Annotated in this window: 18 protein-coding genes and 1 tRNA gene; 8 read left to right on the forward strand and 11 right to left on the reverse strand. The window is 48.5% G+C overall.

Going from position 1 to position 24896, the window contains the following annotated elements; genetic code table 11:
* Positions 1-117: 117 nt before the first annotated feature.
* A complete protein-coding gene (locus tag BUB37_RS15090; RefSeq protein WP_072994660.1) occupies positions 118-1131 on the forward strand; it encodes a PorP/SprF family type IX secretion system membrane protein in 1014 nt (337 codons plus the stop codon).
* A 57-nt stretch (positions 1132-1188) separates the two neighbouring features.
* Here BUB37_RS15090 and BUB37_RS15095 read toward each other — a convergent pair whose 3' ends face one another.
* Complete coding sequence (locus BUB37_RS15095) at positions 1189-2373, reverse strand: vWA domain-containing protein (RefSeq protein WP_072994661.1); 1185 nt, start codon at positions 2371-2373, stop codon at positions 1189-1191.
* 260 nt (positions 2374-2633) lie between these two features.
* Between BUB37_RS15095 and BUB37_RS15100 the strand changes: the two genes are divergently transcribed.
* The 7 genes from BUB37_RS15100 to BUB37_RS15130 all read left to right on the forward strand — a co-directional run bounded on the left by BUB37_RS15100 (position 2634) and on the right by BUB37_RS15130 (position 13618).
* Positions 2634-4556: a histidine kinase gene (locus tag BUB37_RS15100; protein WP_244526850.1), complete on the forward strand. Its 1923-nt coding sequence runs from the start codon at positions 2634-2636 to the stop codon at positions 4554-4556.
* Between the two features lie 20 nt (positions 4557-4576).
* Positions 4577-5305: a LytR/AlgR family response regulator transcription factor gene (locus tag BUB37_RS15105; protein ID WP_072994663.1), complete on the forward strand. Its 729-nt coding sequence runs from the start codon at positions 4577-4579 to the stop codon at positions 5303-5305.
* 26 nt (positions 5306-5331) lie between these two features.
* Positions 5332-5841, forward strand: coding sequence for a gamma carbonic anhydrase family protein (locus tag BUB37_RS15110; RefSeq protein ID WP_072994664.1), 510 nt, complete (start codon positions 5332-5334; stop codon positions 5839-5841).
* Between the two features lie 101 nt (positions 5842-5942).
* Positions 5943-6830: an ACP S-malonyltransferase gene (gene fabD, locus BUB37_RS15115; RefSeq protein ID WP_072994665.1), complete on the forward strand. Its 888-nt coding sequence runs from the start codon at positions 5943-5945 to the stop codon at positions 6828-6830.
* 155 nt (positions 6831-6985) lie between these two features.
* On the forward strand, positions 6986-10678 hold the full coding sequence (locus BUB37_RS15120) for a T9SS type B sorting domain-containing protein (RefSeq protein WP_072994666.1): 3693 nt from the start codon (positions 6986-6988) through the stop codon (positions 10676-10678).
* 8 nt (positions 10679-10686) lie between these two features.
* Positions 10687-11670 carry a PorP/SprF family type IX secretion system membrane protein gene (locus BUB37_RS15125; RefSeq protein ID WP_244526852.1) on the forward strand — a complete coding sequence of 328 codons (984 nt, stop codon included), beginning with the start codon at positions 10687-10689 and terminating at the stop codon, positions 11668-11670.
* A gap of 10 nt (positions 11671-11680) precedes the next feature.
* On the forward strand, positions 11681-13618 hold the full coding sequence (locus tag BUB37_RS15130) for an OmpA family protein (protein WP_072994668.1): 1938 nt from the start codon (positions 11681-11683) through the stop codon (positions 13616-13618).
* Positions 13619-13742: 124 nt separating this feature from the next.
* Here the strand turns inward: BUB37_RS15130 and BUB37_RS15135 are convergent, their stop codons facing one another.
* The 10 genes from BUB37_RS15135 to BUB37_RS15180 form a co-directional block, all read right to left on the reverse strand.
* Positions 13743-14996, reverse strand: a complete 1254-nt coding sequence (locus tag BUB37_RS15135) for an NRAMP family divalent metal transporter (RefSeq protein ID WP_072994669.1) — start codon at positions 14994-14996, stop codon at positions 13743-13745.
* A gap of 52 nt (positions 14997-15048) precedes the next feature.
* Entirely contained in the window at positions 15049-15684 is a 636-nt protein-coding gene (locus BUB37_RS15140; protein ID WP_072994670.1) for a SanA/YdcF family protein, read from the reverse strand.
* A 53-nt stretch (positions 15685-15737) separates the two neighbouring features.
* Complete coding sequence (locus BUB37_RS15145; protein WP_072994671.1) at positions 15738-16043, reverse strand: hypothetical protein; 306 nt, start codon at positions 16041-16043, stop codon at positions 15738-15740.
* A 263-nt stretch (positions 16044-16306) separates the two neighbouring features.
* Entirely contained in the window at positions 16307-17536 is a 1230-nt protein-coding gene (locus BUB37_RS15150) for a hypothetical protein (RefSeq protein WP_139278120.1), read from the reverse strand.
* 122 nt (positions 17537-17658) lie between these two features.
* Positions 17659-18408: a LytR/AlgR family response regulator transcription factor gene (locus tag BUB37_RS15155; protein WP_072994673.1), complete on the reverse strand. Its 750-nt coding sequence runs from the start codon at positions 18406-18408 to the stop codon at positions 17659-17661.
* A gap of 11 nt (positions 18409-18419) precedes the next feature.
* On the reverse strand, positions 18420-20408 hold the full coding sequence (locus tag BUB37_RS15160; protein ID WP_094766745.1) for a tetratricopeptide repeat-containing sensor histidine kinase: 1989 nt from the start codon (positions 20406-20408) through the stop codon (positions 18420-18422).
* A gap of 219 nt (positions 20409-20627) precedes the next feature.
* The gene (locus tag BUB37_RS15165; protein ID WP_072994675.1) at positions 20628-20990 is read right to left on the reverse strand and encodes a hypothetical protein; all 363 of its coding nucleotides are present in this window, start codon (positions 20988-20990) and stop codon (positions 20628-20630) included.
* Positions 20991-21062: 72 nt separating this feature from the next.
* Positions 21063-21136 (reverse strand) — tRNA-Arg (locus tag BUB37_RS15170).
* Positions 21137-21326: 190 nt separating this feature from the next.
* The gene (gene scpA / locus BUB37_RS15175; RefSeq protein ID WP_244526855.1) at positions 21327-23408 is read right to left on the reverse strand and encodes a methylmalonyl-CoA mutase; all 2082 of its coding nucleotides are present in this window, start codon (positions 23406-23408) and stop codon (positions 21327-21329) included.
* Between the two features lie 58 nt (positions 23409-23466).
* Positions 23467-24831, reverse strand: a complete 1365-nt coding sequence (locus BUB37_RS15180; RefSeq protein ID WP_072994677.1) for a methylmalonyl-CoA mutase subunit beta — start codon at positions 24829-24831, stop codon at positions 23467-23469.
* Between the last annotated feature and the right edge of the window lie 65 nt (positions 24832-24896).

Raw genomic sequence — 24896 nt, forward strand, 5'->3', positions numbered from 1 at the left:
TGCCATTTTGGTCTGTTTCGGCGCAGGGGCATATCGCATTGGTACATAATATTGTGGTATTTCATCCGTTATACCATATGTTTAGTCGATACTTTGTACCCAGCCATACGTTATATAATGAAACATCGGTTTTTTTTGTTGCTCCTTTCCTTGTTTTACGGATTTCAAGCCCATGCACAGGAAGGCATTCCCGTTTATTTTGATTATTTGGCAGACAATTACTACCTGGTCTACCCATCGATGGCTGGTATTAGTGAAGGTGGGAAAATCAGGGCCACGGCCCGAATGCAATGGTTCAGTGTAGAGGATGCACCGAACATGCAGACCTTGAATGCCAATTTTAGATTGGGGGACAGCAATAGCGGGGTCGGTGCCATTTTCTTCAACGATGCCAATGGTTACCATGCCCAAACGGGGATCAAATTGACCTATGCCCATCACCTGAAGCTCGGCGGCGATGCGCGATACCTGAACCAGGTTTCCTTCGGTCTGAGTCCGACCTACCTGCAGAGCAGTTTGGATGAGACCGAATTTCAGTCGGTATTGCCCGATGATGCCATAACCGGAACCAAATTGAGCGAAAGTTATTTTAACGTAGATCTCGGGATCTCGTACAGCCTTATGGAGTTTTATGCCCATTTTGCCATTAACAACCTGTTGGCAAGTGAGCGGAACCTTTACCGTTACGGTAAGGGCAACGACAATATTCCCGTTATCGATAACCTTAGGCGTTATCTGATATCGGCCGGGTATATCTTCGGAAAACAGGAATGGCAGTTCGAACCTTCGGTGCTTTTTCAAATGACGGACTTTACCAGCGAGAAGACCATCGACCTGAACGCCAAGGTGTACAGGGACGTCGACTTTGGCCGGATCTGGGGAGGTATCTCGTACCGAAGAAGTATGGACGGCACCCCTTTTGTTACCGACGATAGTTTCGGCGAACAACGTCTCCAGCTCTTTACGCCGATCGTCGGGGCCAATATCAATAACTTTATGGTTTCGTATAATTATTCGTACCAGTCGGGCGACATCCGTTTCGACAGCGGTGGTTTTCACCAAATAACCATTGGTTACGACTTTGGGCAATCGGAGAGAAAATACGACTGTTACTGTCCCGCAGCGCAATAAAAAACAAAAAGAAAAAAGCCCCGGCCGTTCAACGGCCGGGGCTTTTTTATGTCATCTTCACTCCCAACGGTAATCCTTTTGGGCGGCTTGTTTTTTAATGGCATTGATCATGGCACTCTCCAGTTCGCCCGTTTCGTCCTGGCCTTGGTTTTGGGCGATGAACATTTCGCGTTTCCTGTTGAGCTCTTGGATCTCTTTTTGAATTTGAATCCGTTCCTTTTTCTTTTGGGCGATATATAGTTCGATTTCTTTTGCCGTTTTTTCCCGAAGTTCTTGGGGAAGGTCTTTTTGTTCGATCGAGGAAAGGTCAAATTCTTCTTCGTCAGAGGCATCTACCAAATCCCAATCTTGGTTTTTGTACAAACGCGAGCTTTTGCTTACGGCCCGTTTTACCACGACCACCTCCTCAAGTTCTTGGGCGTTGTAATCCTGTGCGGCCTGTTTTTCTTTTTTCGACCTTCCCATACTGCCATAGGAAACATAGGTAGTGTTCAGTTTTGAGTTTAGATCGATAATGGCGTCGTCGTAGGGCGTATCGATATGTACCACTTGGCGGTTGTGGTCAATGGCCATGTAGTCGCCTCCCGTAAGGAGTGCCCCTTCCTTCCATTTGCCATAGATTCCCTGGTCATAGTTTCCGCAGAACACGGTGTTGACGATTACCCCTTTCTCCTTGGCGTCGATTGCGGCATTTTTGTAGTGCGTCCTGCCCTGGTCGAAAGGCTCGTTTCCTGCAATGAGGATGATTTTTAAGTGATCGGGGTTTTTGCCCCAATCCAATTGTTTAAGGGAGCGCTGTATTACCGTGCCGCAGAATTCTTCCCCGCCGTTCGTAGTGAGCGAGAACAGTTTTTCGGATATTTCATCGAGGTCGCTCGTAAAGTTCAGCACTTGCTGAACGTAGCCCTCACGCGACGAAAGGCCGTCGTTTCCGTATTGGTAGAGGGCAATTTGCAGTTCGGGTTGCGTACCGTTGCCGCATTTGGCACGGGTGAATTTGTTAACTACGTCCCAAAGTTGGGCCTTTGCTTGGTTGATAAGTCCGTCCATGCTATTGCTGGTGTCGAGCAACAGGGCGATCTTGACCGTGTTCCTTTCGGGTTCGGTATCCTTTTTTTTCTGGGGCACCACTTGTGCAATTAACGCGCCGGAGGTACTTTTTTTGGGTGCCGGGTCGCAGCCGGGGGAGCTTAGGGCAACTGCCGACATAAGGCCTGTAAAGATCAATTGTATAGCTTTCATCTTATTGGGTTTTGTTTTCCTGACCGTCCCAAATTTTTTCGGACGGTTTGCGGAAAGGGTTATGCTTAGGGTGTGAAATTAGTTCCGTCTTTTTTATGCTAAAAGGGGGAATGAGCGAAGCGGCGGTTCGGGTTAGTTAACGGGCCAAATGGTTTCGTAAAGTGGTCGAAATGCCATGTTTGGGGTGGTTTTTGGGGCGATATCCATTTTTTTTGACCGCATAGATCCACTAAGTTTACGTTATAATCGTCCCTATGCAAATGTCGCGTTACGTATTGTTTTTGTTTTTGGCAACAGGCTCCCTCGCTTTTGCGCAAACGCGCGATAACCGGTTGTTGATGCATAGGGCCTATCTCGATTCGGCCAATACCTACAAGCAAACCGATTTGGAAAAAAGCATCGATTTTATCGCCCAATCGATTGCCGAACTCGGCAAAGGGGCTGGCACCAAGGAATTGGCCGAGTCGCTTACCGCCTTGGGCGAAGTCTATCAATACCACCATCAGTACGACCTGGCCATTACCAATTACGAAGATGCCCTTGAAGCCAACAAAACCTCGAGGACCACCTTGCTGCTTGGGGATGCCTTTGTGCAGAACGGGCAGTTCGACAAAGCCCGCGATCTGTTGTCGCCCCTATTGGAAATAAGGGGCCTGGTGCCGTACCAAAAGGTGATGCTTTACGAAACCTTGGGCGATGCGAACAAAGGTCTGGGGCACATCGATCAGGCGGTGGCCTTCTACGAAGAAGGGGCGAAGGTGGCACAAATGAACCAGATTACCCCCAAGCTGGCGGATCTGAACTCCAAGATTGCCGACGCCTACGCCCAAGAAAATATGTTGATCGAAGCCGATGCCTATTACAAGAGCGCTTTAAAACTGTCAAAGAGCCTGCCTCCGGAAAGGGCCTTGCAGGAAAAGGAGAAGGTGGCCGACTATTATAATAAGAAAAGCCAGTACGGGGCAGAGATCGAGCTGCGCAAGGAAAGCCTTGGCGATCTGGTGCAATTGCCGAAAAACGAGACCCCACGTCAACGGAGTTCCGTTAAGGCCGATTCGATAACGGCCCAACGCATCAATTATAAGATTGCGAATGCCTATATAGCCCAAGACAAGTACGATGAGGCCATTCCCTATCTTAAGGAGAGTATCGAGCAGGCGGGTTCCGACGACGATATAGTCGTTCAAAAGGATGCCACCCGAAAACTTTCGGAAGTATTTGAATACAAGGGCGACTATACCAAGGCCTTTGAAACCTATCGCAATTACGTGGCATTGGTCGATACGTTGTATGCAAGAAAAGAGCAGGAAATTTCGAGGGCGGCACGGCTTAATCGGGAGATTGCGGCCAAGCAGAGCCGAATTTCGGGCCTGGAACAGGAAAGGGAACTCTCACAGAGCAAGTATGCCCTGGCCCGCACCGAACGAGAACTGGCACAAGAGACCAATAAAAGGCAAAGATGGGTAATCTATTCGCTTTTGGTGGGGATATTGCTTTTGGGCGTGGCTACCTTCTTTTTCTATAGGAGCAACCAACAACAAAAATTGGCCAATAACCTGCTGGCCTTAAAGTCGTTGCGCTCCCAAATGAATCCGCATTTTATATTTAACGCCTTGAACTCGGTCAACAATTACATCGCCAAAAACGACGAAAGAAGCGCCAATAGGTACCTTAGCGAGTTTTCTACTTTGATGCGTTCGGTACTCGAAAATTCGGAGGAAGACTTTATACCCTTGGCCAAGGAACTGGAACTGCTGCGGCTCTACTTAAAACTTGAGCATTCCCGTTTTCCGGAAAAATTCGATTATGAGATCGATACGGGCCAGGCAACGGATATCGAGGCCTTTGAGATTCCGCCGATGCTGTTGCAGCCCTATATCGAGAATGCGATTTGGCACGGACTTAGATACAAAGGTGAAAAAGGGTTCTTACATATCGGTTTAAGGCAGGGCGACAAGAACGTTTTGGTGATAACCATTACCGACAATGGTATAGGCAGAACGAAATCGGCCGAGCTAAAGACGGACAATCAGAAGAAACGGAAGTCAAAGGGCATGGGCAATATAAAAAAGAGGATCGCCATTTTAAACGATATGTACAAAAACAAGCTGGACGTTCGGATCTTTGACCTCGAAGCGGACGGGTCGGGAACCAAGGTGGTCTTTACGCTACGAAAGGATTAAGGCCAATAAAAGGAACAAGGATGAAACTAAACGCAATATTGATAGAGGACGAAAGCAACAGCCGGGAGATTTTACGCAATTATCTGGCGAAGTACTGCCCGAACGTACAGTTGGTGGGAGAGGCCGATTCGATCGGCAAGGGACTTGACCTGATCGAGGCCCAGCCCCTAGATCTGGTTTTTTTGGATGTCGAAATGCCCTTTGGCAACGCCTTCGACCTCTTGGACCAACTTCCCGAACGTACCTTCGAGACCGTTTTTGTTACGGCCTACGACCACTATGCCAAAGACGCCCTTAACCACCATGCGGCCTATTACCTGACGAAGCCCATCAATATCGATGAACTGGTCAAGGCGGTCGAATATGTCGTTGAGGTAAGACAGAGGGAAAATGCCTTGGGGAACGAGGTACTGCAATCGAAGGCAAAACCCGCCAACGGAAAGATCACCCTGCCGCAGCAAGACGGGTTTCAGGTGTTGGACGTATCCGATATTATCTATTGCAAGGCCGACGACAATTATACCGAAATCTTTTTGGAACGTAAGAAAATAGTGGTCAGCAAGACCTTGAAATATTTTGAGGAAGCCTTATCGGGCTATGCTTTTGCACGCATCCACAAGTCGTACTTGGTAAACATCAACGAGGTCGTTAAATACCGAAAAGGAAAAGGGGGTAGCGTTATCGTCTCCAATGGAAAGGAACTTTTGGTTTCGGCATCAAGGAAAAAGGAACTTTTGTCCTATTTTTAGGCCCAATCAATACTAAACCAGTTGCTATGATTAAATCGGTAAGGGGGAAGAGTCCCAAGATGGGAAAAGACTGTTTTGTTGCCGAAAATGCCACCATCGTGGGCGAGGTGGAGATGGGCGACCAATGCAGTGTATGGTTCAATGCCGTGATCCGGGGCGACGTACATTTTATCCGGATGGGGAACAAGGTCAATGTGCAGGACGGGGCCGTGATCCATTGTACCTATCAAAAATCGCCGACCACCATCGGTAACCGTGTTTCGATCGGGCACAATGCCATCGTCCACGGTTGTACCATCAAAGACAATGTGCTTATCGGTATGGGGAGCATCGTGATGGACGATTGCCTAGTGGAAAGCAATAGCATCATTGCGGCCGGGGCCGTGGTGACCAAGGGCACCCATGTACCCTCGGGAAGCGTTTTTGCCGGTACGCCGGCCCGAAAGATCAAGGATATCGATACGGAATTGAGCTCGGGCGAGATAGACCGTATAGCCGAAAACTATGTGCTATACTCGTCGTGGTTCAAGGAGTAGGCGCCGAGGGCGTTTGGTAGGGACTGTGCTTTTAGTTTTGATAGCGTCATGGCCCTGATCACTATTTTTATATTTTTGTCGCACTTTAAAGACAAGCAAAGATGAAAGCATATATATTTCCCGGTCAGGGTGCCCAGTTTGTGGGCATGGGCCTAGACCTTTATGAAAACTACCCCATAGCAAAGGAATTGTTCGAGCAGGCCAATGCCATTCTCGGGTTCCCGATAACCGACATCATGTTCGAAGGGGCCGCCGAAGACCTCAAGCAGACGAAAGTCACACAACCGGCCATTTTTCTGCACTCGGTAATCTTGAGCAAGGTATTGGGCGATAGTTTTAAGCCCGATATGGTGGCGGGCCATTCCTTGGGCGAGTTTTCGGCCTTGGTGGCCAACGGGACCTTGAATTTTGAGGATGGCCTGAAATTGGTTTCGAAACGGGCCTTGGCCATGCAGAAGGCCTGTGAATTGCAACCGAGTACCATGGCGGCCGTTTTGGGACTGGATGATGCCGTGGTGGAAAAAATATGTGAAGAAACCCCGGGGACCGTGGTCGCCGCCAATTATAATTGTCCGGGCCAATTGGTGATTTCGGGCGAAGTGGCCGCCGTGGAGGCCGCCTGTGAAAAGATGAAGGAAGCCGGGGCGAGAAGGGCCCTCGTGCTTCCGGTGGGCGGGGCCTTCCATTCCCCGTTGATGGAGCCCGCGCGCGAAGAACTGGCCGAGGCCATAGAGCATACCGTTTTCAGTGCGCCGCAGTGTCCGGTGTACCAAAATGTGACGACGGTGGCCGTTAGCGACGCTACCGAGGTAAAGAAAAACCTGATCTTGCAGTTGACCGCTCCCGTAAAATGGACACAAAGTGTCGAAAACATGGTAAAGGACGGGGCGAGGGAGTTTATCGAGGTAGGCCCGGGCAAGGTCTTGCAAGGCTTGGTAAGAAAAATTGCAAAAGACGTAGAAAGTCGTTCTGCAGATATCCCAAAGTAGGGTTTTTTACGTATAAATTGTATTTAATCTAGACAAAACCCGATTTAACCCCATATTTACGGGCATAGATTATTTTTTTAGTAATATTGAGGCCCATTTTGCAAGAACCTACTTGTTTGCTGTGTATTGAATTTTATTGAATTCAAAGGCAGTTTATGAAAATGAAAAAGAAAATACATCGTTTTGCCAATGACCTGAGAACCATTGGCAAAATATTTTTATGGTCGGTCTTGCTTTGTTTCGGCCCTTCTTTGATGGCCCAGACCATTTCCATTACTTCGTCGGATGACCAGGCGGCCGAGACCGACGGGGCTCCCAATGGGGCGAGTTTTACCATCTCAAGAAGCCCTAACCCTTTTGGGGTTGTTAATCAGGTGACTTATAGTGTAGTAGGTAGTACGGCCACAGCGGGCGACGATTATCAGGTCCTATCGGGAAGTGTAACCTTAAACGCCTTGAACTCCTCGGAAACCGTTGATGTCAATATCGCCGACGATGACTTGATCGAGGGCACCGAAACCCTTGTGGTTACCCTTACCAATGGGGGAGGAGGTACCATTGATCCGAACAATAATTCCGTTACCATCAACATTGCCGATAATGATGATGCGATTTTTACCTTGGAGACCTTGGACGCCAATGCCGCGGAAGTGGAAGCTCCGGCGACGGGCAATCCGGGCCAATATGTACTTAAGTTAAATTATAACAATGGGACCGGTACGCCCATTACGGTGCCCTATTCCTTTGCTGCGTCCAGTACCGCTACCCGTAATACGGATTACTCGGTTCGCCCGGTGACGAATCTAACCCAAGGCCAATTTTCGTTTCCCGCTGGGGCAACCCAGGTCAACCTTTTTATCGACGTAATCGACGATACGGAAGCCGAGGATAACGAAACCGTGATCCTTCAATTGGGTACGCCTATTTTCAATAGAGATGTGTCGTATACAATTAATCAGCCCGATGTCGCGGGGAGAACGGTGACCATAGCCGACAATGACTGTAATGCCGGTTCCACGGCTCCCGTGATCAACGGCAATGCTAAAAGCTTTTGTACCGATGACAACCCCTCGGTGGCCCTGAACACCTTTGTTAACGGCAACCCTCCGGCAGGGGCGCAATTGAGATGGAGCATCAACGCCAACCCTACGGCCCAAGGCCAGCTGTTGGCCAACAACTATTCGGCATCGGCATCGGGTACCTTTTATGCCGTTTATTGGGACAATATCAATAAATGCGCAAGTCCCCCTTCCACCGCCCTGCAAATTACCTTTAACGATGCTCCGAATGCGGGTACCGCCCAAAATGCTGCCAGTTGCAACGATTCTTCGGTATCCAGTACGGTAGTCGATTTGGACGATAGGCTGACCGGGGCCGATGCCAACGGTTCGTGGCAATTGCTTAGCGGGCCTAGTGGTAACGGGATAAACATTCCGGCCAACGGGAGTGTCAATTTTGATGGTGAACCGATAGGCAACTATGTCTTTCGGTATACGGTAACCGGCAATGGTGCTTGCGATGACGATACGGTCGACGTTACCATTGATGTAAGCACGTGCTGCGATGCCAATGAGGCGCCCGTCTGGGATACCAATGTACCCACCATCTTTTGTGATGAGATTACGACCTCGCTGAACGATTATGCCCCGAACGACGACGGCAATGGCCATGAGCTGCGATGGGCAAGTAGTGCCAGTGACCCCCTTAATACGGAAGTCCCCTCCAATAGGATAGCCAACCCCTTGCCGGGTACGTATTACGGGTATTATTACGATGCCGCCAATGATTGTGCAGGGCCGGTAACGCCCTTGACCTTGATATTGCACGAGACTCCTGAAGTCTTAAGTGTAGAAGGGGCCCAACAGTGCGGATCCGGAAAATTGACCTTGAAGGCCACTGTCACCCAAGATGCCACTGTTAGGTGGTATACCCAGCCTACGGGAGGCAGTTCTGTCGGAACGGGTTCCAGTTATACGACCCCCAGCCTCAACCAATCCAGGACCTATTATGTAGAGGCGACCTCCAACAATTGTACTTCGGAAAGGGTGGCCGTCGAGGCTATCATCTCAATAGAGCCAACCACCGGGTCTCCACAAGACGCCTCGTCATGTAACGACTCTCGGTATGGCACGACCTTTCTCGATCTTGACGACCTGTTTACCGCGGCCGCAAGTGAAGGGGTGTGGGCCTTTGTCGACGGGCCGGCCAATGTCGCACCCAATTCAAGCAATATCATAGATTTTGAGGGACTGCCCGATGGCGATTACCTATTTTCATATACCACCACCGGGGCGGAACAACCTTGCGAGAACAGTTCGGATCAAATAACCGTTTCGGTCAGCAGTTGCGATACCGACGACGATGGCGATGGCCTGTTGGGCGGTACCGAGGCCGCTTTGGGCACCGACCCCGACAACCCCGATAGCGATGGCGACGGTATAAATGATGGGGAAGAAGTGGGGGACGACCCCAATAATCCCATCGATACCGATGGCGATGGTATTATTGATGCCCTGGAATCCAATATCGACGATGCGGATAACGACGGTACCGTCGATCAATTGGATCCGGGGAACACCAACCCATGTGTGCCCGATAATTCCATTGGGCTTTGCGATACCGATGAAGACGGTATTTCCGATGGGGACGAAGAGGTGGCAGGTAGCGACCCCTTCGATGCCTGTGACCCCAACATCAACCACGAAAATTGTGATCCGACCCCTATTGACCTAGAGGTGGTCAAAACCCTTGATAAGCCCGATGCCGTTGTGGGCGATGAGGTGGTCTTTACCGTGGATATAAACAACTTATCGGCCCGAAAGGCCAGGAATATTATCGTGGGCGATTTGCTCGAGGCCGGCTTTGCCTATAAGAGGCATACGACCTCGCTCGGAACCTATAACCTGGAAGACGGTATGTGGACGATCTTTGAAATTCCCGCCGAAGGTACGGCAACCATGACCATTACCGTCGATGTGCTCGAAGGAGGGCCTTACACGAACAAGGCCGAACTTTTGCAGTCTTTTCCCAATGACGAGACCCTGGTCAACAATGTTGCGGAAGTGGCCCTAGACGTGGATCTGCCCGAAGGGATCGATCTGGAGCTGGAAAAATGGGCCCGGATCGTCGATGCCAACGATACCTTGAATAGTTTGTCGAACAGAAACCTGTCGGAGGTCAACCCCTTAGTGGGGCAGGAAGTGGTCTTTACCCTAAGGCTTACCAATGCATCGGAACAAGACGCGGTCTCCAACATTCAAGTGTTGGATACCATCCCAGAGGGCTTTGAATACCTTTCGCATGAGACAATAACGGGCGAGTACAATGTACAGACCGGATTATGGGTGGTTCCCGAACTTCTGCGAAACGAGGTGGCGGAACTGCAAATACGGGTTTCCGTTCCCGAGGAGGGCACTTTTGTCAACAGGGCCGAAATTGTACGTTCGTCCCCCTTGGACAGCGAGGGCAAATACGACAACAACTCCGACGAGGTAACCGTCAACGTTTCGATGCGTACCCAGGCCGATTTCGGTATTATCTTCAACCAGTTCTCGCCCAATAACGACGGGGTGAACGATTATTTAAAAATCAACAGGATCCTGACCGATGAAAATGGGGACGAACGTGAAATAGATATGCTATACGATATAAAGATTTTTAATAGATACGGTAGCTTGGTGTTCGAAGGAAACGATATGACCGACGAAATTATTTGGGACGGAAGCTGGGAAGGCAAGGATGCACCGGACGGAACCTATTTTTATGTTCTGAACCTTGCCTTGCAGGAAGAGGTGGATGGAGTTGATACGAACACGACCAAAAAAGGATGGATCCAGCTCATAAGATAATGCTCAGAATGAGATACAGAACACTGAAATACACATATATCCATTCCATTGTATGGATTGGCTTTTTACTACTGGCCGTGGGGCTGCAGGCACAAAAAGAACCGCATTACACCCAGTACATGTATAATATCGGAAGTTTTAACCCGGCCTATGTAGGCTCGGTGCAGACTCCCGAAATAGCCGGCTTATATCGGGCCCAGTGGCTGGACGTTACCGGGGCGCCCCGAACGATCCGATTGGGTACGAACATTCCCTTTGCGAACGAGAAAATGGGTATGGGACTCAATATCATAAACGATGAGATCGGCCCGTCGACCCAAACCTATGTCGAGTTGGCCTACTCGTACCAGTTCAACGTGTCGGAAAATGCCAAACTTTCCTTTGGTATGGATCTGGGCGGGTCGTTCTTGAACGTAGATTTTTCGAAGGGTACCTTTGAAAATCCGGGCGAACCGATCTTGGACAGGGAAACCATCAAAAAATTCTATCCTACCTTGGGGGCCGGACTCTTTTTGTACGAGGATGAGATTTGGTATTTGGGGGTCTCGATTCCCAATTTTTTGACCGACGGTATCTACAACGACGATGTGGCCACCATTATTGAGGACAAGATGCAGCTTAACTTTATCGGCGGCTACGTGTTCGACCTTTCGGAAACCCTTAAGTTCAAACCGGCGTTTTTGCTGAATTACATCAATGGGGCACCGATCAGTACCAATCTTTCGACCAATTTTCTGTTCAATGATCGTTTTACCTTGGGTGCGGGCTACCGTTTCGGTAACTCGTTGAGCGCCTTGGCCGGTTTTCAGATCAGCAGCAGCACCTATATCGGGTATAGCTATGATTACAACACCCAGCCCTTGGGGGAGTTCAGCAGCGGTTCGCACGAGGTCATACTTAAATTCTACCTGGGCAAGGGAGACGGTTCCAACGGCAATAACAAAAACCTAAGAGGAAAACCCAAGCAAATCGACACGCCAAGATTTTTCTAACAGCTATCGTATGAAACTTAAATTATTCATATCATTTTTCATTTTAACGGCTACGGTGTCTCTGGCTCAGGAATTTGCATCCAAAGGCGATCAGTACTTTTATAGCTACGCCTATGAAGATGCCATTAGGGAATATCACAAGCAAATGGCCGAGGGCAAGTTGATGAGCAACCACCAGTTGCTCAATTTGGCCGATTCGTATTTTAAGACCCGTCAGTACGACAAGGCCGCCAAGCTTTATGTCGATATTAATAAGAACGACACGATCATGTCGAACCATCGCTTCAACAAGATGTTGCAGAGCTTGGCCAAGACCTCCGAGAAAGAGCGGGTCAAGGCCTTTTTGAGGTCGAAGGGCGACAAGTTGGCCAATGAACTGATCGAAAACGCGGAATTCAATTACCAATTGTTGGAATCCCCTGCAGAGGCCGCGGCCGGCTTTTTTATCTTTACGGTCAATGCGAACAGCGAGCACGCCGATTTTTCACCATCCTTCTATAAGGACAAGGTACTCTTCAGCAGCAGCCGAAAATCGAAGGCAAAGAAGGTATATGGGCCCTCGGGCGAGTCGTATCTCGACATTTATGTGGCCGACCGTGATAAAAGTGACAACTTGAACAACGTATCCCTTTTCAAGGGCATACCCAATTCACCTTTTCACAAATCGACCCCTTATTATGTGGCGAATGCAGGGAGTATCTATTACGTGCTTTCGAATAGCGACGGAAAAAACCTGGTCTTTGACGACAAGGGCAAAAATGCCTTGGCCATCGGTATGGCCTACGACAACGGTTATTTCCGATTTTTGCTCAAAGACCTAAGCACCTCGTTTTACTATCCTTTTTACGACGAGAAGTCCGAACGCCTATATTTTTCGGCTAATTTTGAGGACAGTTACGGGGGTACCGATATTTACTACGTGGTGACGAATAACGGTCAGGTGATGTCGCAGCCCATCAACTTGGGACCAAGGATCAATACCCCGGGCAATGAAATAGCCCCATACGTCTACGATAACAGTCTTTACTTTTCTTCCGACGTTTTTTATGGCCTGGGGGGTATGGATGTTTATCGCAGCAATATCCTCTCCGACGACACCTTTAGCATTCCCGTTAATCTGGGTGCGGGCATCAATACAAAATACGACGAATTCGGTTTTATCATTGAGGAAAGCGAACATGGCGGCCTGGCCGGATATTTTTCATCGAACCGTCCCGGAGGTAAGGGCGGCGATGATATCTATGGATTCAAGGTAGGTGAAAAACCGGGTCCCCGTACCTTGGTTTTTAGGGGCAAGGTGGTCAAGCCCCAGTACGATGTGCCCATTGCCGATGTTGATGTAAGTCTGGTCGATGCCGAGGGCAAGGTGTTGACACAATCGGTTACGGACAAGAATGGCGACTACCATATGGAAATACCCTATACCGATAGGGTAAGCTTGAAAATCGCGAAGAAGGCCTATGCCTCGTTTGAGGAAACCTATAATCCGAAGAGTTTGGCCGAAATACAAAAGGCCCCGCTACTGGTTAGACTGGAGGCCATAGAGGATGTCTTACGGGAACGGGAAGGTAAAACGGTTCTCGATATCAACGATTTCTATTTTGCAAGTGGCAGAAGCGAGATTACGCCCGAAATAGGCCTGGCCTTGGACGAAGTGGTCAAGATTGTTACCATGTTCCCCGAGATACGCTTGTCCATCGAGACCCATACCGATAGTAGGGGAGGAAGGTATTCGAACAAGAGGATATCCGAAAAAAGGTCGGAGGCCATCAAGAAGTACCTGCTCGAACACGGGGTGGCGGATAGCAATATTACAAAGGTAGTGGGCTATGGCGAAGAGAAAATTTTGAACAACTGTACAGATGGCGTGTATTGCCTTGACTTCCTGCACCGACAGAATTTGCGAACCCTTTTCGTTGTCGAAAACTACGAAGAATTAACTCAATAAGGGGCCGTTTTAGGTGTGGAAAACTTCTTTTAGGACAAACGGGCTTGGTCTTAAATTCGAAAACACGGTAAGGAGGGTAAGCCCGTAATCGGTGACTGTGCTCTGCAGTGAGGCGCATGTAGGCCTAAAATACCATGATCCAAAAGTAATACAGGGAAAAGCAGGTTAAGAATACGATGCCGGCGTATGTGAGGTATTGTAACCAAATATGGGGCCGGTGCTGTAATGGGATCTCTTCGCTCATGACGTTTTTGAGGTTCATGTACCCGACTATCGGCGCGACTACAAACGATACAAAGGTGGCCAAGGCTACGAGCTGGCCCATGTTGGCGCTGAATACCGATACCACGGTGTAGTTGATCAGGGCAAGCAGTACAATGGCCAGGGCAAAATAAGCCTTGTTTCCGGTGATCCGCACCTTGGGCAACAAGAGGTCGAGGGTATCAAGACTTACCCGGGCCACCGCATCGTGGGCCGTCATACAGGTACTGAACATGGTGGCGAAAGCCGATACGGCGATGAAGATGTAAGCCCAAGGGCCTATGTGGGTAGTGAACAATTGTACCACTTGATCGGCAAAGGTGACCGCGTTTCCGCTCAGTTCGGTCTGGGTGCCGTAGAGGGTGGCCCATCCTATCACAAGAAAGAAAACGGCCAAGAGGGCCGTCATGATATAGCCCGTGTTAAATTCCGTAAGGGATTCGCGCAAGGAAGGTTTCTGTTTTTCACTTTTCCATTTTTCGATGCTCCACAAACTTACCCAGCTCGAGGCCTCTACCGTGGTCGGCATCCAGCCCATAAGACTGATCAAAAAGAGAATCCCGGCATCGTTGAAAACAGAAGGCGGGGTAAAATCCGCTGCCGCTGCGACATTTCCTTTTACAAGCACCATTACCGTTGTGATTAGCAGTGCCAGAAACAGGATCGAAACCAGGTATTTTAAGGAAACCTCCATGAATTTGTAGCGGCCAATGATCAGTACAAGGCTAATGAATACGAACAGACCCAGGGCTACATGGGCAATGGCTATGTCGGTCACCTTAAAAAGGTTGATAAAAAGGCCTGCCGTTACCGTATACAGGGCCGCCAATATGGTAAAGGTGGAAATTAGGGTGATAAGGGCGTAAAACCACAGGTAGGCCTTACCTCGGTCGAGATAGCCCTCAATCAGCGTTTTTTCGGTGATGTTGGTATAACGCACGCCGAACTCGAAAAAGGGATATTTGAACAGGTTGGCCAGTATTATCGGAACGACCATGATCCAACCATACTGGGCACCGGCCTTTGTCGACAGCACCAGATGCGATGTGCCAATGGCCATACCGGCAAACAACAGGCCCGGGCCCAAGTTTTTTAAAAGCGACTTTAGGGAAGACATGTCGGTTATTTTAGCCTTCTAAAATAAGGTATTTTATGGGATGAAGCGGATCTTATTTTATTTCGATGCGTTCTCCAAAGAATTTGGGTTGGGTGTTGAACAGTAGGTCTATAAACACCTTTACCCGTGCCAGATACTCCCGAAATTGTACTTTTAGGCCTTGGTTGCCAGCCACGGTTCGGGCATTGAAACCGATGGCCGAAAGTCCTTTTTTTTCGGCCAGGTAGATGGCCCGTTGGTTGTGGAATTCCTGTGAAATGACCGTAACACTGTCCAAACCGAAGATTTCCTTGGCCCTGACCATTGAGTCGAGGGTGCGGAAACCGGCAAAGTCCAAAAAGATCTTTTCCGCGGGAATCCCACCTGCGATCAAATCTTTCTTAATGGTATTGGGTTCGTTATAGTAGCGTGTGCCATTGTCACCACTTACGAGGACAAATTCTATTTTTCCGGCCTTGTACAGCTTTATGGTCGCTTCGATGCGATAGGAGTAATAAGGGTTGGGAAGTCCGCCAATCAGTTTTTTCGATGTACCCAATACCAAGCCTACCCTGTTTTTTTCAATGTCTTGCGGACTGGTAAATGTTTTTCCTTCCGCGGCATTGGTAATGGTCAGATTGCAGAGAAAGATGACCATAGCCAGCGCAGCGCAAAGCAGTGCGATAATCTTAATACCCTTCATTTTCATTCGGTTCGGTATAGGTAGTGTAAAGATAGATAAAAGAATATCTTCGTCCCGGTCTATGAGATTAAGATGCCCAGTTGTTCTTCAAGTTGGTCGATTTGTTTTTTTATGCGTTCCCGATTGTTGCTAGGTCCTTGAAAATGGGTCCCTTGTAAATGGCGTAGCCTGTTGACCTCGAACAAGGTGGCGGCCAGGTCGATGTTAAAGCTTCTGGCCATTTCGTATTTGTCATAACCCGATATGCGGTAGTATTTGTTCTCAAATTTTTCCTTTAGGCGGTACAGTTTGTCCACAAATTTTTTAAGACCGTATTCTTGGGGCGTTTCCATGTTGGTAGCTTGTTGGGTTTCAGTTGAGTGCATTTTTCTGCTTTTTATCCCTTAAGTTCGTCATTTGTTGAGAGGGGACGCTTTATTTTCGATAAAGGGTAGAAACAAATTGCCTAGAGGTAGGGACGCCAATAGGGCGGTGGAAGCGGTGGGTACGACCTTGTGGCCTTTTGGGGAGGATGCCGCACTACATTTTGGATAAACTTCCTTGGTCTTCAGTTCTTTCTTGGGCCCCTCTTTTAGCCGGCTTGTCCCATTTGCCCTTTAAAGCCACCAATAATGTACCGGTCTTGGGATCAGTCGTACCATTTTAGTGTATTGGTGCGTCTTTCGTATATTCGCTCGAGCGTAGCATCGACACTTCGGGTTTCTTTTAAGAAATGCGGACTTAAAAATTCGTACTGCGAAGCAGGACTGGTTCCGACATATACTGGCCGTGGAACATCTGCGATAAAGTCTCCATTGGGAGCGTAAATGGCGTCGGTAAGTCCCTCGATTGAATCAATGGTGAGTGAACAGTCGGGGTTAAAAGTATACTTTCCGTTATAAATGTTATACGTATTGCGTCTCATGTATCCCGCATTGCCACCGCAAAAATCGGTATTGCCTACATCCAGGTTTTGGGTATACTGAAAGAGCTCCCCACCAAGATGGCCATGGGAATAAAATTTCAGGTATTCCAATTCTACCGTAAAAATGGTTTCATAATCAACCGACCGTTGTGATGATGTTTTACAATTGACCGTGTAGGAGCTTATTCCATTCTCACAGCAACCCAATACTGAACCCGATGTTATTTGGGGATACATGGGGGCCAAGTAAAACGTTTTATCCTGTATGGTGGCTATCCATTCCCACAATACCGAATCATCGGGTTTAAAATTGCAGTTACCGTTGGTGTCTTCAATTCCTACATCAATAGAAGTTGTGTCCACCACTGTTCCCTCGGAATCTTGGGGTAAAATTTCTAGGTCGAAGTTTAGCGGGAGTTCCAAATCCGTGGTCTCGAGGCCGAAGTTCAAAATGGCCAAGGTGTCTTCCTCCTCTTCCTTTTGTTGCTTCCCTGCTTCTTGAAAGGAACCCTGTATATAAAAATCGCTCCCTACGACACGGGCCAAGAAGGTTGGTAGGGAACGGTTTGGCGATTTTCTGACCCTTACACGTTTTGTAAGCCCGTCTATATAGAAAAGTGTGTCGGTATCGAATTTTAGGTCTTCTAGGATGCTTTCCCCATTCTTGATGTTGTTGGGCAAATCGCCCGGTAAGATGACCTTATCGTCAATGACTAGGTTTTCGGTAATCTTGTTGGCCGTTTCCGCGTCGAGCACCGTGTTCGTAGCCTTCGAGTCATCCGCCTCTTCATCGGACGAATCGGGAACGGAGTCCAAAACATCTTCTTGTTCATCGGTCTGTTCCTCGATGGGGGCTTCCATATCGTCGGGGGTTTCGGAACATAGGGATAATCCCGTCATCAGTACTAAGGCAAGGAATAATTGAATCCATTTTTTCATTGTTGTCTTTGTCATGGCCGTGCAATGAATTGGTTTATAATGTGCCAATCTACACTGTGCCCCTTTGGAAAAAAAACAACAATTGGTATGTGGTAGCTTTAGGTTTGTAAATGGTTGAAGCGGATCGGTAGCTGGAATTAAAATTTATGCAGTAGTTTGATGAAGTGCTCTTTTTTTCGTCGGGAAACATCGAGATGACCTCCCCCCGTAATCACCACATAACCTCCATCCCCCTTCACATATCTTGTGACATGGTCCATGTTTACCAGGGTGGCGTGATGAATACGGCAAAATTGGTCGGCCGGGAGTAGTTTTTCGTATTCTTTAAGGGTTTTGGCTACGGTAATCTTTTTTTTATCGGTGAGATGTATAACGGTATAGCCTCCATCGGCCTCCATAAAAACAATTTCATTTAATTCCTTCAGAATAATTTCCTTGTCGGAATGAATGGCCAATCGCGTAAGTCGTTCCCGGTTGTATCGGATGTTTCTTATCTGGGCCTGGTAGGCCCCGTTGTCCATTTTTAGACTTATATGCGCCTTAACTTTTTGCACGGCGCTAACCAGGTCGTCTATATCCACTGGTTTTAGCAAGTAGTCCAAGGCACTGAACCGGATGGCCTTTATGGCATACCGGTCGAAGGCAGTTACAAAGATGACCTTGAAATCGATTTTTTCCACTCTATCGAGCAAATCAAAACCCGACATTTGGGGCATTTGAACATCGAGAAAAATAAGGTCGGGCCCAAGTTCATCGATTTTTTTCAATCCGATCAACGGACTTTCGCATAGCGCCAAGACTTCCACATCTGGGCAAAATCTAGCGAGGGCGATACTGAGGGCTACCCGTGAATCTTCTTCGTCGTCGATAATAAGGGTTCTGATCATAGGTAAAAGGCTTATATGGGAATCAAAATATCTACTTGTGTGCCCAAGGCCCTGTTTTTGTTTTTGAGGTCCTTGATTGTTATAAGATTGACCATTTTCGACTTTGACAATAGATGCAATCGCTTTTCGGTGATTTTAATTCCCATTGGTTTTTTCTTGACAAGGTAATGGGATTGGAGTTTCAGGGAAGCTTCGCGCCCTATGCCATTGTCGATAATATGGCAGTGTAGAAACCGGTCTTTTTCGAGAACCTCGATGATAAGTCGGCCATCTTTTTCGAGATGCGATAATCCATGCCAGATGGCATTTTCTACAAAAGGTTGCAAGATCATCGAAGGAATTAGTGTCGCCTCTTGGTCGACCGACTCGTCTACGCTTATATCGCAAATGATTCTTCCCTTAAGTCGGAGTGATTCCATTTCGATGTACGCTTCAAGCATTTCCAGTTCTTCTTTCAGGCTAACCTTGGGATTTTCGGAGTTCTCTAGCATCAAACGGACCAATTTTGAGAATTTGGCAAGGTAACGGCTGGCATTTTCATTGTCGGAGGAAAGGATCATTCGGTTGATGGAGTTCATACAGTTAAAAAGAAAGTGCGGATTCATTTGTGCCCTTAAGGCCTTTAGCTCCAATGTGCTGAGTTCTTCCCTCAGTTCGGTAAGTTTGATTTCCTCGTTTTTGGCAGCTATCAGCTTTTGGTTTTTTAGGCGCTGTCTGAGCGAATTTATTATCAACCAGGCTATCAGGGAACTTAGTAAAAAGATGCCTATCAGAAAGTTGCGAATAAGGACCTGGCGGCGGTTTTTGGTTTCCTGAAGTTCTTTGTCGCGGTTCAAAAGCTCAATTTTATGGTCTTTTTGTTCCGTTTCGTAGCGGGTTTCCAGTTCGTGGAGTTGCTTTAGGGTCTGGGCGTTCAAAATCGAGTCTTTTGTAACCATATAGCGCCTTTGGTACTCGTATGCCCTTTTGTAATTCCCCTTACGCTCGTTCAGGGCCATCAGTGCTTCATAGTTGTTCAAAAGTATGGTTTTGGCGTCAATGGTCTCGGCAAGGGCCAAGCTTTTGGCGAGGTAAGGCTCGGCCTTGGTGGTGTTTTGCAATTTTAGATATGTGGAGCCTACTTTGTTTAGACTTAGTGCACGATCTTTCTTTGAAGGCAATCCGTTTCTAATGTTCAAGGCGTCTAAATGATAATTAAGCGCCTTTTGGAAATTTCCTTTGTCTTCGAAGAGGTTGCCTAGGTTTTCGGTAACCGAGGCAATCCCATAGTCCCGATTTTCATCCCGTGCATAATCCAGGGCACGTTGCAGATGAATTTCCGCTTTGTCGTATTGTCCCATTTCCCGGTAGGTGTTGCCCAAGCTTTCGTAATTCATGGAGAGCCCCGTTATATTATTGATTTTTTCATTGATGCCGATGGATTCCATATAGGTTTTGAGGGCCTCCCGGGGTTTGCCGAGCTTTCGTTGGATATGTCCGATGGAATGGAGCGTGGTGGCCGTGCTTTCGTCCATGTTCAGGGACCTGTAGATTTTGAGAATACGAAGGTAATTGGTGAGGCTGGCCGACCAGTCGCCCATGTTATTTTGGATGGTGGCGATCTGGAAGAGGCCGGCGGTCATTTTCAGGCTGTCGCCCTTTTTTTCGTGAAATGCCACATAGCGGTCAAGATGTTTCAAGCCTTCTGAAAATTCACCTTTAAAACGTTCGATGACCCCATAGTAGAAGGCCGCCAAATTTTCTGCTTCCCTATCCTTGTTGATGCTTGCCAAGTAGCTAATGCTATCGGCATACATTTGGGCGGTATCCAGTTTGGAGCGGGTAATGGCATATTCCCATGTGAGGTTGGCGTAGGCCCGTATTCTGGTCGAATCGTCCAGGGCGGCCCTAAGCTGCTGTTTGAGGCTGTCGATGACCTGCGGGTTTTGGGCGGCTGCCAACCGATGACCGAGAATGTATGCGGCCAAGCATAGCAGGACAATATGAGAACTGAATTTCATTAAAGGTCACCTTTTTATGAATTGAGCTTCTCGACACGGTCTTTGTTACCTTTTAAAGGTCATTGTTATGCTTAAGTTACAATAAACATGGATTATACGCAATTTTTTTGTGGGAGTTAACGATGGTAATAGGGAGGTTGGAGCCGTTGTCCCGGATGTTCTGCTTTTAGTCTGTCCGGTTTAACAGGTGGAGTTCAGGCACAGGCGTTGGTCCTGACTTTAGTCGGGATGCTCTATCCAGCTTGTGCGGCCTTGGTCTGTCCTGTTACGCTTTTTCCAAAAACAAAAAACCACGCTCTTGCGGGCATGGTTTTCTGAGTGTCGTGATCGCGGAAGGATTACCTGCGGTGTTCCTTTTTTATCAATGGTGCAAATAGAAAACCACGGGCTGCCGCCCTGGTCCCTTGTTTTTTCCAAAATCCAAAACTTCGTTTCGCTTTTCCAAAAACAAAAAACCACGCCTTTGCGGGCATGGTTTTCTGAGTGTCGTGATCGCGGAAGGATTACCTGCGGTGTTCCTTTTTTATCAATGGTGCAAATAGAAAACCACGGGCTGCCGCCCTGGTCCCTTGTTTTTTCCAAAATCCAAAACTTCGTTTCGCTTTTCCAAAAACAAAAAACCACGCCCTTGCGGACATGGTTTTCTGAGTGTCGTGATCGCGGAAGGATTCGAACCTTCGACCGTCTGCTTAGAAGGCAGATGCTCTATCCAGCTGAGCTACGCGACCATTCCCTTACAAACATCGAAATCCACGATAATCACGGGGTTCCGAAGCCATAAAAAGCCTCTGGGAACAAGGCTTTTTTATTTGTGCGTGCAAACTTACTAAAAAATATAGATTTGGAAAGGGTAAAAAAGCCCAAACTTTGGATTTTAATCGGGAGCTTGGAGTGCGTACGGACCTGTCTGGGCGGTCCTTAATCCAACAATACCTCCAAAACTTGGATGGCGGCGTCGGCGATCTTGGTGCCCGGTCCGAAGATGGCCACGGTTCCCGCGTCAAAAAGGAAGGGGTAATCCTGCTTGGGGATAACCCCGCCAACGACGACCATAATATCTTCCCTGCCGTAGGCCTTGAGTTCCTCAATGACCTGGGGCACCAAGGTCTTGTGCCCCCCTGCCAAGGAAGAAATGCCCAAAATATGTACATCGTTCTCAACGGCCTGTTTGGCCACTTCCTTGGGCGTCTGGAAGAGCGGGGCGATATCGACGTCGAAACCCAGGTCGGCATAACCTGTGGCCACCACCCTGGCTCCCCGGTCATGTCCGTCCTGGCCCATTTTGGCAATCAAGATCCGGGGTCTTCTTCCGTCCTGTTCCGCGAAACAGTCGGACAGTTCGAGCGCCCTTTTAAAACTTTTGTCGTTTTTGATTTCTCTTGAATACACGCCGGTTACCGATTGAACGTTGGCCTTATGCCGACCAAAGGCAGCTTCGAGGGCTCCGCTGATTTCTCCTAGGGTCGCCCTGACCCTGGCGGCTTTTATCGATAAAGCTAACAAATTTTCCGCATCGTCGGTATTCTGGTTTTTGTGGCCGGGGGCCATTCTTTCTTTCGCAACGGCGGTTATCTTCTGCAACACGCCTTCCACGGCTCGGGGGTCGCGTTTTTCCCTTATGTCCCTCAGTCTCGAAACCTGACGTCTTCGCACTTCGTTATTGTCAACTTCCAGGAGTGGCAGTTCACCTTCATCGTCGACCTGGTACTTGTTGACACCCACGATGATATCCCTGCCGGTATCTATACGGGCCTGTTTTTGGGCGGCTGCCTCCTCGATCCGCATTTTGGGAATACCGGCGCCAATGGCCTTGGTCATTCCTCCCAAATTCTCAATTTCTTCGATGAGCTCCCAGGCCTTACGGGCCAAGTCGTGGGTGCGTTTTTCTACATAATGGCTTCCGCCCCAAGGGTCTACGGTCTTGGTAATTTTGGTCTCTTCCCTGAGAAAGAGTTGGGTGTCGCGGGCAATACGCGCCGAAAAATCGGTAGGCAGGGCAATGGCTTCGTCCAAGGCGTTGGTGTGTAGGCTTTGGGTCCCTCCAAAGACCGCCGCTGCCGCCTCGATGGTGGTGCGGGTAACGTTGTTATAGGGGTCTTGTTCGGTAAGGCTCCAGCCGCTGGTCTGGCAGTGGGTGCGCAAGGCCATCGATTTTTGGTTTTTGGGTCTAAACGATTTTACGATTTTGGCCCATAGCATACGTGCGGCCCGTAGTTTGGCAATTTCGATAAAATGGTCCATGCCGATTCCCCAGAAGAACGACAACCTCGGGGCAAAGTCGTCGATATCCAATCCGGCGTTGAGTCCTGTTCGAATGTATTCCCATCCGTCGGCCAGCGTATAGGCCAATTCGATTTCGGCCGTGGCCCCGGCTTCGTGCATGTGGTATCCCGAAATACTGATACTGTTGAACTTGGGCATGTGCTTGCTGGTATACCGAAAAATATCGGAAACGATTTGCATGGAAGGTTCCGGCGGATAGATATAGGTATTCCGGACCATAAATTCTTTAAGAATGTCGTTTTGGATGGTTCCGGTAAGCTTGTCTGGGGAAACGCCCTGTTCTTCGGCCGCCACGATATAAAAGGCCATAATGGGCAGAACGGCCCCGTTCATGGTCATCGACACCGACATTTTGTCGAGGGGAATTTCATCGAACAGCACCTTCATGTCTTCGACGCTGTCTATGGCCACCCCGGCCTTGCCGACATCACCTGCCACCCGCTCGTGGTCGCTATCATAGCCTCGGTGCGTGGCCAGGTCAAAGGCGATCGACAAACCTTTTTGGCCGGCCTTTAGGTTGCGTTTGTAAAAGGCATTGCTTTCTTCCGCCGTCGAAAAGCCCGCATATTGCCTAATGGTCCAAGGCTTTCGGATGTACATGGTACTATAGGGGCCACGTAGGTACGGCGGAAAGCCCGCGGCAAAGTGGAGGTGTTCCCATTCAGGGTCGTTTGAACGGGCTAAGGGGTCACGTGGGCTTGCATCGTTTTGCCCCAAACTAAGGTGCTGTATGTCTTTTCGATTTTTCAATGTTGCTGTATAATTGGTGTTGGGGTCAACCTTCCTTTTTCAATCTATCGATTTCCGATTTTTCGGCCAAACGTTTGGCGATCAGGGGTTCGATACGTGTTTTTTTCCTATTCTGTTTGGCAAAGGGGCCCGTCTTTGGGTCGCACTTTATTTTGTCTTTGGTATTGCGATAGGCATTGATGCCCACGAGCACCTCTTCGCCCTTGTCGAAGCGTTGTTGTTCCTTTTGGGCGCTTTCCCTGATTTTTTTCTGGATGGTACCGGCTTTGAGCTGTTTTAGAAATCCGCCCGAGGCCTCAATTTGCTTGAACAACGCTAGGGCCTTTTGCGCCAATTGTTCCGTGAGCGATTCGATGTAATAAGACCCTGTGGCGGGGTTTTCGCAAGTATCAAAGTGGCTTTCATTTTTCAATAGCAGCAATTGGTTCAGGGCGATCCGGTCAGAGAAATTATCCGTTTGGTCGTACACCGAATCGTAGGGCTGTGGACAGAGGGTGTCGGCACCTCCCAATATGGCCGCCATATACTCGGTCGTGGTGCGCAAGATATTGGTTTTGGGGGCATATAGCGTCTTGTTTCTTAAAGTAGGGCCTGCGATGATATGGCACTGATCGGGTATGCCGTACGCTTCGGTAAGTACCTTCCATAATTTTCGAAGGGCCTTTAATTTGGAAATCTCAAAAAAATAGTTGCCGCCCACGGCTACTTTAAAAATTGCCTTTTCCACCGATTTTCCCTCTGCCAAGTTGAGGTATTCGTTGGCGTGGGCCAGGGCATAGGCCAATTGTTGTACCATATGTGCCCCGGCATTCTGGTAGCGGGTAGAATCGATGCAGAGGTTGGAGGTAAGGCTTAAACACGAATCGAATTCTGCCAAGTCTTCCTTTTGGGAAGCGTACCAGTTGCCCGTTTGGGACAGATGTGCGATCGGGTCAAAATGGATGTGGTACGATGCGCCGTGGCCCTGCAGATGCTTCCTTAAGCTGTTAATGTGGCCCGATGGCGGAACGGTGAGGTTAAAATGCAGGACGACCTTGTTGAAATCGAGGTCGGCCAAAAGCTTTTTGAGGTCTATATTATTGGCGGATAGGTCGAAAATGAGGCTTTCGGCCCCCATGGCAATATACCGATGGGCCCTGGTGTTCATTTCCTTCTCGTTGCCGTCCCCGACTAGTTGCGCGATTTTCCAGGCTAAGGGGGAGGCCGCTGCGGAGGCTTGTCGGTCCGCCAAATAGTCCTCAGGGGTATAGAAGGGCTTTACCTTGATTCCCTCAGGTGATTCCCATACCATTTTTGCATTATAGTCCGCTCCCTTCAATTCGTATTGAATCTTTTGCTTCCATTCCTTTGCGGAAACCGGGGAAAAGTCGTCGAACAGCCTTTTTTGCATTTTTCGAATTTTAACTAAAGGTAAAATTAATATCACTAATTATCTAAATCGATGACAGAAGCTTC

Source organism: Pseudozobellia thermophila (assembly GCF_900141855.1).
GTDB lineage: Bacteria > Bacteroidota > Bacteroidia > Flavobacteriales > Flavobacteriaceae > Pseudozobellia > Pseudozobellia thermophila.

Coding starts and splice junctions, on each gene's coding strand:
- BUB37_RS15090 (WP_072994660.1), top strand. CDS start 118: ATGAAACATCGGTTTTTTTTGTTGCTCCTTTCCTTGTTTTACGGATTT.
- BUB37_RS15095 (WP_072994661.1), bottom strand. CDS start 2,373: ATGAAAGCTATACAATTGATCTTTACAGGCCTTATGTCGGCAGTTGCC.
- BUB37_RS15100 (WP_244526850.1), top strand. CDS start 2,634: ATGTCGCGTTACGTATTGTTTTTGTTTTTGGCAACAGGCTCCCTCGCT.
- BUB37_RS15105 (WP_072994663.1), top strand. CDS start 4,577: ATGAAACTAAACGCAATATTGATAGAGGACGAAAGCAACAGCCGGGAG.
- BUB37_RS15110 (WP_072994664.1), top strand. CDS start 5,332: ATGATTAAATCGGTAAGGGGGAAGAGTCCCAAGATGGGAAAAGACTGT.
- fabD (WP_072994665.1), top strand. CDS start 5,943: ATGAAAGCATATATATTTCCCGGTCAGGGTGCCCAGTTTGTGGGCATG.
- BUB37_RS15120 (WP_072994666.1), top strand. CDS start 6,986: ATGAAAATGAAAAAGAAAATACATCGTTTTGCCAATGACCTGAGAACC.
- BUB37_RS15125 (WP_244526852.1), top strand. CDS start 10,687: ATGAGATACAGAACACTGAAATACACATATATCCATTCCATTGTATGG.
- BUB37_RS15130 (WP_072994668.1), top strand. CDS start 11,681: ATGAAACTTAAATTATTCATATCATTTTTCATTTTAACGGCTACGGTG.
- BUB37_RS15135 (WP_072994669.1), bottom strand. CDS start 14,996: ATGTCTTCCCTAAAGTCGCTTTTAAAAAACTTGGGCCCGGGCCTGTTG.
- BUB37_RS15140 (WP_072994670.1), bottom strand. CDS start 15,684: ATGAAAATGAAGGGTATTAAGATTATCGCACTGCTTTGCGCTGCGCTG.
- BUB37_RS15145 (WP_072994671.1), bottom strand. CDS start 16,043: ATGCACTCAACTGAAACCCAACAAGCTACCAACATGGAAACGCCCCAA.
- BUB37_RS15150 (WP_139278120.1), bottom strand. CDS start 17,536: ATGACAAAGACAACAATGAAAAAATGGATTCAATTATTCCTTGCCTTA.
- BUB37_RS15155 (WP_072994673.1), bottom strand. CDS start 18,408: ATGATCAGAACCCTTATTATCGACGACGAAGAAGATTCACGGGTAGCC.
- BUB37_RS15160 (WP_094766745.1), bottom strand. CDS start 20,408: ATGAAATTCAGTTCTCATATTGTCCTGCTATGCTTGGCCGCATACATT.
- BUB37_RS15180 (WP_072994677.1), bottom strand. CDS start 24,831: ATGCAAAAAAGGCTGTTCGACGACTTTTCCCCGGTTTCCGCAAAGGAA.